Annotated in this window: 7 protein-coding genes; 3 read left to right on the forward strand and 4 right to left on the reverse strand. The window is 64.5% G+C overall.

What is annotated here, in order from left to right; all coding sequences use genetic code 11:
* Positions 1 to 370: 370 nt before the first annotated feature.
* Positions 371 to 514 carry a hypothetical protein gene (locus tag ACK4TH_RS03315; RefSeq protein WP_197484434.1) on the reverse strand — a complete coding sequence of 48 codons (144 nt, stop codon included), beginning with the start codon at positions 512 to 514 and terminating at the stop codon, positions 371 to 373.
* 110 nt (positions 515 to 624) lie between these two features.
* On the opposite strand from ACK4TH_RS03315, the gene ACK4TH_RS03320 reads away from it, so the two are divergent.
* Both ACK4TH_RS03320 and ACK4TH_RS03325 read left to right on the forward strand, forming a co-directional pair.
* Positions 625 to 1,425, forward strand: coding sequence for an NDP-sugar synthase (locus tag ACK4TH_RS03320; protein ID WP_409622655.1), 801 nt, complete (start codon positions 625 to 627; stop codon positions 1,423 to 1,425).
* Positions 1,426 to 1,493: 68 nt separating this feature from the next.
* Entirely contained in the window at positions 1,494 to 2,894 is a 1,401-nt protein-coding gene (locus ACK4TH_RS03325) for an aminopeptidase P N-terminal domain-containing protein (RefSeq protein ID WP_409622658.1), read from the forward strand.
* A 48-nt stretch (positions 2,895 to 2,942) separates the two neighbouring features.
* Here ACK4TH_RS03325 and ACK4TH_RS03330 read toward each other — a convergent pair whose 3' ends face one another.
* Both ACK4TH_RS03330 and ACK4TH_RS03335 read right to left on the reverse strand, forming a co-directional pair.
* Positions 2,943 to 3,656, reverse strand: coding sequence for a GNA1162 family protein (locus ACK4TH_RS03330; protein ID WP_409622661.1), 714 nt, complete (start codon positions 3,654 to 3,656; stop codon positions 2,943 to 2,945).
* Positions 3,643 to 3,882: a DUF4810 domain-containing protein gene (locus ACK4TH_RS03335; RefSeq protein ID WP_409622664.1), complete on the reverse strand. Its 240-nt coding sequence runs from the start codon at positions 3,880 to 3,882 to the stop codon at positions 3,643 to 3,645. The genes ACK4TH_RS03330 and ACK4TH_RS03335 overlap by 14 nt, the downstream gene beginning before the upstream one ends.
* A gap of 114 nt (positions 3,883 to 3,996) precedes the next feature.
* Here ACK4TH_RS03335 and ACK4TH_RS03340 point away from each other — a divergent pair, with 114 nt between their 5' ends.
* Positions 3,997 to 4,989 (forward strand): IS5 family transposase, encoded by a 993-nt coding sequence (locus ACK4TH_RS03340; protein ID WP_409622891.1) that lies wholly within the window; start codon positions 3,997 to 3,999, stop codon positions 4,987 to 4,989.
* A 232-nt stretch (positions 4,990 to 5,221) separates the two neighbouring features.
* On the opposite strand, the gene blaOXA is transcribed toward ACK4TH_RS03340, so the two are convergent.
* The gene (blaOXA, locus tag ACK4TH_RS03345; protein ID WP_409622894.1) at positions 5,222 to 5,998 is read right to left on the reverse strand and encodes an OXA-198 family carbapenem-hydrolyzing class D beta-lactamase; all 777 of its coding nucleotides are present in this window, start codon (positions 5,996 to 5,998) and stop codon (positions 5,222 to 5,224) included.
* Positions 5,999 to 6,018 lie beyond the last annotated feature (20 nt).

Genomic DNA, 6,018 nt, shown 5'->3' on the forward strand with positions numbered 1-6,018 from the left:
GGATGCTGGCCAACACACTCCGGCGACTCAATGGCATCGAGCCGGTGCCGCGCACCGGCCGTCGGGGACCCCACGGCCGATCGTCACACGGATCGCGGTGGCGGCAACGACACGAGGCCCGCGGGATGGCCCGGGCCCGTGCCGGTCCGGCAGGGTCGAGCGGGCATTGTATGTAGCGCCCCCGCGGACCGGGGCGCGCCCGTCGAAAACCCCATGCAAAATATGCATGAAATCATGACGCCCCGATGACGCCTGCGGCACTTGGCGCCCCCACTCACGCGCCAATAAAGAAAACCCCGCCAAGCCACAACCCGGCGGGGTGCTCGAGACAAGCCGCGCAGCGACGGATCAGCCCCCGCGCGACGCCCGGTCAGGCCATGAAGACGGCGATGAATGCCAGCAGGAACATCAGAATGGCCCCGGCCACCGGAATCAGCCAGGGGATCACAGGGACGATGGCCTCGGCCGGGTCGGCCGCGGCGGCGCTGTGCTCGGTCGAGGGAACGTGTGCCATGCGGGATCTCCAGGGTTGTCGGGACGCGGCGGCAGCAACCGCCGCCGTGGGATTGTAGACAAAATGCCCGCATGCACGCTCACTCGCCAATCGCGACACCCATCCCCCCGATGGCCACCCCCCAAGCGCTCGAACCGCCTGCCGAAGCCCTGCTGCTGGCCGCCGGCCGCGGCGAGCGCATGCGCCCACTGACCGACTCGTGCCCAAAGCCCCTGCTGCCCGTGCGCGGACGGCCGCTGCTGGTCTGGCACCTGGACGCGCTGTCCCGCGCGGGGGTACGGCGCGCGCTCATCAACACCGCGTGGCTGGGCGAACAGATCCCGGCGGCTTTGGGCAACGCACACGACGGCCCGCACGGCCCGCTGGCGCTGAGCTATTCGATGGAGGGCCAGGACTTTGGTCGCGCCTTGGAAACGGCCGGGGGCATCGCCCGCGCCCTGCCGCGGCTGGCGGAGGTGTTCTGGCTGGCGGCGGGGGATGTCTTCATGCCGGACTTTGGCTTCGACCCGGACGCGCGGGTGCGCTTTGCCCGCGGCCCCGCGCTGGCCCACCTGTGGCTGGTGCCCAATCCGCCGCACCACCCGCGCGGCGATTTCGGGCTGGATGCGCAGGGCCTCGCGCTCGACCTTCCGGCCGGCGATCCGCGCCCGCGCTGGACCTACTCCACGGTGGCGCTGCTGCGCCGCACACTGTTCGAGCCGCCGTGGTGCGAAATCCCCCCCGGCAATCCCGAGGGCGTGGCCGCACCGCTGGCCCCGCTGCTGCGCCGGGCCATGGCCGCCGGCCGCGTCACCGCAGAGGTCTGGAGCGGCCCCTGGACCGACGTGGGCACCCCGCAACGCTGGGCTGCACTGAACGCCGAACCCGAGACGCCGGCCACGGCAGGGGCCCCGGCGCTTGACCGCGGGTGACCGTGCGGCCACGGATCGGCCATGGCCCGCCCCCGCTGTGGAGATCGCACCCCCCGTATCATCCCGCCATGACGCCCCCCATACCCCACCAAGCCCGCTACGCACAACGGCGCGCCCGGCTGGCGGCCCAGCTCGGCGACGGCGGCATCGCCATCATCCCCACGGCGCCCGAGCGGGTGCGCAACCGCGACAGCGAATACCCGTTTCGCTTCGACAGCTACTTTTATTACCTGACCGGCTTTACCGAGCCCCGCGCCTGGCTGGTGCTGACGGCCGAGGGACACACGACGCTGTTCTGCCAGCCCAAGGACTTGGAGCGCGAAATCTGGGACGGGTACCGCTTGGGCCCAGCGGCCGCGCCCGGCGCGTTGGGGGTGGACGAGGCCCACTCGGTCGACGAACTGGATACGCGCCTGCCCAAGCTGCTGGAAAACCGCCGCGCCGTCTGGTACCCGTTTGCCACGCACGCCGGGCTGGAGGCGCGCATCGACGGCTGGCTGCACAAGGTGCGCGCCCGGGTGCGGTACGGCGTGCTGTGCCCCGATGCCCAACGCGACGTGTGCGCGCTGCTCGACGAAATGCGCCTGGTGAAGGACACGCACGAGCTCGACGTGATGCGGCGCGCGGCACAGATCAGCGCGCGCGCCCATATCCGGGCCATGCGCCGCTGCGCGGCCATGATCCGCGCGGGTGAGGATGTGCGCGAATACCACCTGGACGCGGAGCTGCTGCACGAGTTTCGCCGCAGCGGCTCGCAGTCACCGGCCTACGGCAGCATCGTCGCCGCGGGCGCCAACGCCTGCGTGCTGCACTACCGCGCCGACGCCGCCCCGGTGCGCAACGGCGATCTGGTGCTGATCGACGCCGGCTGCGAGCTGGACGGCTACGCGTCCGACATCACGCGCACCTTCCCCGCCAACGGCCGCTTCAGCGGGCCGCAGCGCGACCTGTACGAACTGGTGCTCGCATCGCAGCAGGCCGCCATCGACGCGACCCGTCCCGGGGCGCGCTTCGTCGATGCGCACGATGCAACGGTCAAGGTGCTGGCGCAGGGCATGCTGGACCTGGGCCTGCTGGACAAGAACGACGTCGGCCACCTGGATGACGTGATCGAGAAGCGGCACTACTTCCGCTTCTACATGCACCGCACCGGCCACTGGCTGGGGCTGGACGTGCACGACGTCGGCAGCTACATCGAGCCGGCCGAGGTAGGCCAGGTGAGCGAACGGCGCGACCCGCTCAGCGGCGAGATCATCCGCGACCGCCCCAGCCGCATCCTGCGCCCGGGCATGGTGCTGACCATCGAGCCGGGCCTGTACGTCAGCCCCGCTGCGGGCGTACCCGAACACTTCTGGAACCTGGGCATCCGCATCGAGGACGACGCCGTGGTCACCGACGACGGCTGCGAACTGATCACCCGCGACGTACCGGTGGCGCCCGACGCGATCGAGGCGTTGATGCGGGGGTGAGGTGAAGCCCCGAAGCATCAACAGACGCCCCGGGGCCCAGCTACCGGGTCACTGAAGGGGACGGTAGCAGTCCGTCCCGTCCTTGCCGACATCCGGGCACAATGCCCCAGCCGGTAGTTTTTGACTCCAGATCAAGTGCGCCGCCGCTGACCCCGCAACGCGGTAGGCAAAGTTGCTGCTATCACGCACGACCTGCGACACCAGCGCATTGATGAGCAACGCCGCTACGCTGCTGGTGTCTTGGTCCACGTCCTCCCATTTGGCGCGCCCCTCCCAGAGCACGCGTCCCGTCTTGAGCGAGACCAGCCGCCCTTGCAGCTCCACCCGGGCCACCGTTCGCACCAGTTGGTAGTGGGTCCCGTATTCGTGGATGTCCACAAAGAGCGCCGCGTCCGTGCCGAACACCTCGGCCAGTTTCTCGACCGGAATCTCCTGCACCAAGCCCCAATCGGCCACGCCGTTGTCCCGCAACACCGCCTGGACCAAGGTCGGCGCGGGGACCTCATAACCCTTGGACGCCATGGCGACATAGACATGGGGGTAGACGCTCTCACTCGCCCGCAGGTCCTTGGCGTGGTTGACCGGCGGCAGCACCACCACCGAACGAGGTTTCTCGACGGCAAACTCGGGCGTCGCCGACACCAAACGGTTGGGATGCCCGTGGCTCGCCTCGATGCCCTGCGCTTGAACCCCCGCAGTCGCGAGCAGGCTCAACGCCGCCGACAGCACGACCCCTCCCAGCCAACGATCACGACTTCTCATCCGCCTTGCCCTCCTTGTTTTGTTTTTGCAGCCAGGTGACGAACCCCCTGAGCGACGGATACCGCTCGGCCTCGAGCTCCAGGTACTGCCGGGCCTGCTCATATTGACCCAACCGCTGGTGCAGCAATGCCATGTGCATCGCCATGCCCGGTGGCATCGGTGTCCCAGCTTTTTGCATGAGCGCGCGTTGCTGCTCCATCGCCTTCAATTGCTGATCAGGGGGCAACGCTTGCTTTAGGGAAACACTGATTTATTCCCCTCCCGCCCCCTGCGCGGGAAGCCTGAGCGCCGCAGGATGTGGAACAATCCCTGGTACGGCTTGGGGGCAGTAGCAGCGATGATGCAGACCAGCTTTTCCGACTACGAGTATGCCAACAAGAAGCGCCAAACCCGACGCGAGCGTCTGCTGGCGCAAATCGAGGCGATCCTGCCGTGGCAGGAGCTGCTCGCCGCCATCGAGCCACACTATCCAAAAGGCGGCGGCAGAGGCCGCCCACCGATAGGGCTGGAGCGCATGCTGCGCATGTACATCGCGCAAAACTGCTTTGGGCTGTCCGACGAAGCCATGGAAGACGCCATCTACGACAGCCAGGCGATACGGCGCTTTGTGGGCATCGACCTTGGGCGCGAGGCCGCACCGGACGCCACCACGCTGTTGAAATTTCGCCGCGTGCTCCAAGAGCGGCACCTGACCGAAGCCATCTTTGCCACCATCAACGCGCACCTTGCTGCCAAGGGCTTGATGCTCAGGCAAGGCACGGTGGTCGACGCCACGCTCATTGCCGCGCCGAGCTCGACCAAGAACCGCACACGCAGCCGCGACCCCGAAATGCACCAAACCAGAAAGGGCAACCAGTGGTACTTTGGCATGAAGGCCCACATCGGGGTGGATGCCGACTCGGGCCTGGTGCACACGGTGGTAGGCACCTCTGCCAACGTCAGCGATGTGACGCAAGCGAGCCAACTGCTGCACGGTGAGGAACGCGACGTCTTTGCCGATGCGGGCTACCAGGGCGTGGACAAGCGCAAAGAGGTCCAGGGCAAAGACGTCAAATGGCACGTGGCCATGCGCCCTGGCAAGCGCCGTGCGCTGGATACCAAGAGCCCGATGGGCGCGGTGCTGGCCGAGCTCGAGCGCATCAAGGCGAGCATTCGTGCCAAGGCCGAGCACCCCTTTCACATCGTCAAGAACCTCTTTGGTTACCGTAAGACGCGCTATCGCGGGCTGGCCAAGAACACCGCGCAGCTCATGACGCTGTTTGCCTTGGCCAATGTGTGGCTGGCGCGCAAGTGGATGTTGAACAACGATACCCGAAGTGCGTCTGCTGCATGAAAAAACGCCCCCGAGGCGCGCCACCGGGCGGGTTTTGCACCGCCGCGAGGGCACTTTGGGCGCCTCAGAGGCTGCCTTGGGGTGATTTGCGCTGACCTCACAGCGAGCGCGAGCGAGTGCGCGGTGCATGAGGTGATTTGTTCAGCGGTTCCCTAACGTTCGCCATAACCGGCGCGCAAATGCGGAGCGCAGCGTAGCATTTGCGCGTCCGAGTTGATGGCGTTGTTATGCATTATTTGATGACTCCCTTTGCTTTCAATGCATCTCGCGTCAACTGCTGGCGCAAAGGCAAATCCTGCTTGTCTCGAACCTCAATGTTAGTGGCAAAGAACCAAACATCCTGTGGTGTTTCGATATAGCCCACATACCAGCCAACTTGTGGTTTTACTCTCGTTGCCCAGCCTGTTTTGGCCCACATCGTATACGACGGAGTTTGCTCCACGAGCATGACTTGTCGAAGCGTTTCGTAGGAGTGCGCGCTAAATGGGAGTGTCCGCAGATATACTTTCTTGAGAAAATTTATCTGTTCAATTGCGCTAATTTGAAGTGAGCCGTCAAGCCAAAATGTTGTTTCATCGAAAGGTTCACGTAATTCCCCGTAAGCGGTCTTGCGCAAATAACCTCGATATTTTTCTGCGCCGACTCGGCGCGCAAACTCCTGAAAGCACCAAACACATGAAACTTTGAACGCGCTTTCTAACGTCTGGTCATGATTCCAATCAGGAAAGTCGTATATGTTTCCATCCCATTTCAGCACTTCGTCTTTTCCGGAAATGGCATTTTCTTCAACCGCAATCAGAGTATTCATTATTTTGAATGTTGATGCGATCGGAAATCTTTGATTTGCGCGAAGATCGTTATGAATGAAGTTATTTCCGTTATGTAGGGACGAAATCACAATCGTTCCATCTAATCTTTGCTGCGAAAAGAGCCCAGCAAGAACTTGGTCTTCAGCGGCTGCTGACAATGACCATAGAAGGGCGAGAAAAAGGATGAAAAGCTTGCTCATGTGTTTATGTGCATAACGTG

Source organism: Tepidimonas sp. (assembly GCF_046292505.1).
GTDB lineage: Bacteria > Pseudomonadota > Gammaproteobacteria > Burkholderiales > Burkholderiaceae_C > Tepidimonas.

What these genes read in the sequence shown, in the direction of transcription:
- ACK4TH_RS03315 (WP_197484434.1), bottom strand. Translation starts at nt 514, where the DNA reads ATGGCACACGTTCCCTCGACCGAGCACAGCGCCGCCGCGGCCGACCCG.
- ACK4TH_RS03320 (WP_409622655.1), top strand. Translation starts at nt 625, where the DNA reads ATGGCCACCCCCCAAGCGCTCGAACCGCCTGCCGAAGCCCTGCTGCTG.
- ACK4TH_RS03325 (WP_409622658.1), top strand. Translation starts at nt 1,494, where the DNA reads ATGACGCCCCCCATACCCCACCAAGCCCGCTACGCACAACGGCGCGCC.
- ACK4TH_RS03330 (WP_409622661.1), bottom strand. Translation starts at nt 3,656, where the DNA reads ATGAGAAGTCGTGATCGTTGGCTGGGAGGGGTCGTGCTGTCGGCGGCG.
- ACK4TH_RS03340 (WP_409622891.1), top strand. Translation starts at nt 3,997, where the DNA reads ATGCAGACCAGCTTTTCCGACTACGAGTATGCCAACAAGAAGCGCCAA.
- blaOXA (WP_409622894.1), bottom strand. Translation starts at nt 5,998, where the DNA reads ATGAGCAAGCTTTTCATCCTTTTTCTCGCCCTTCTATGGTCATTGTCA.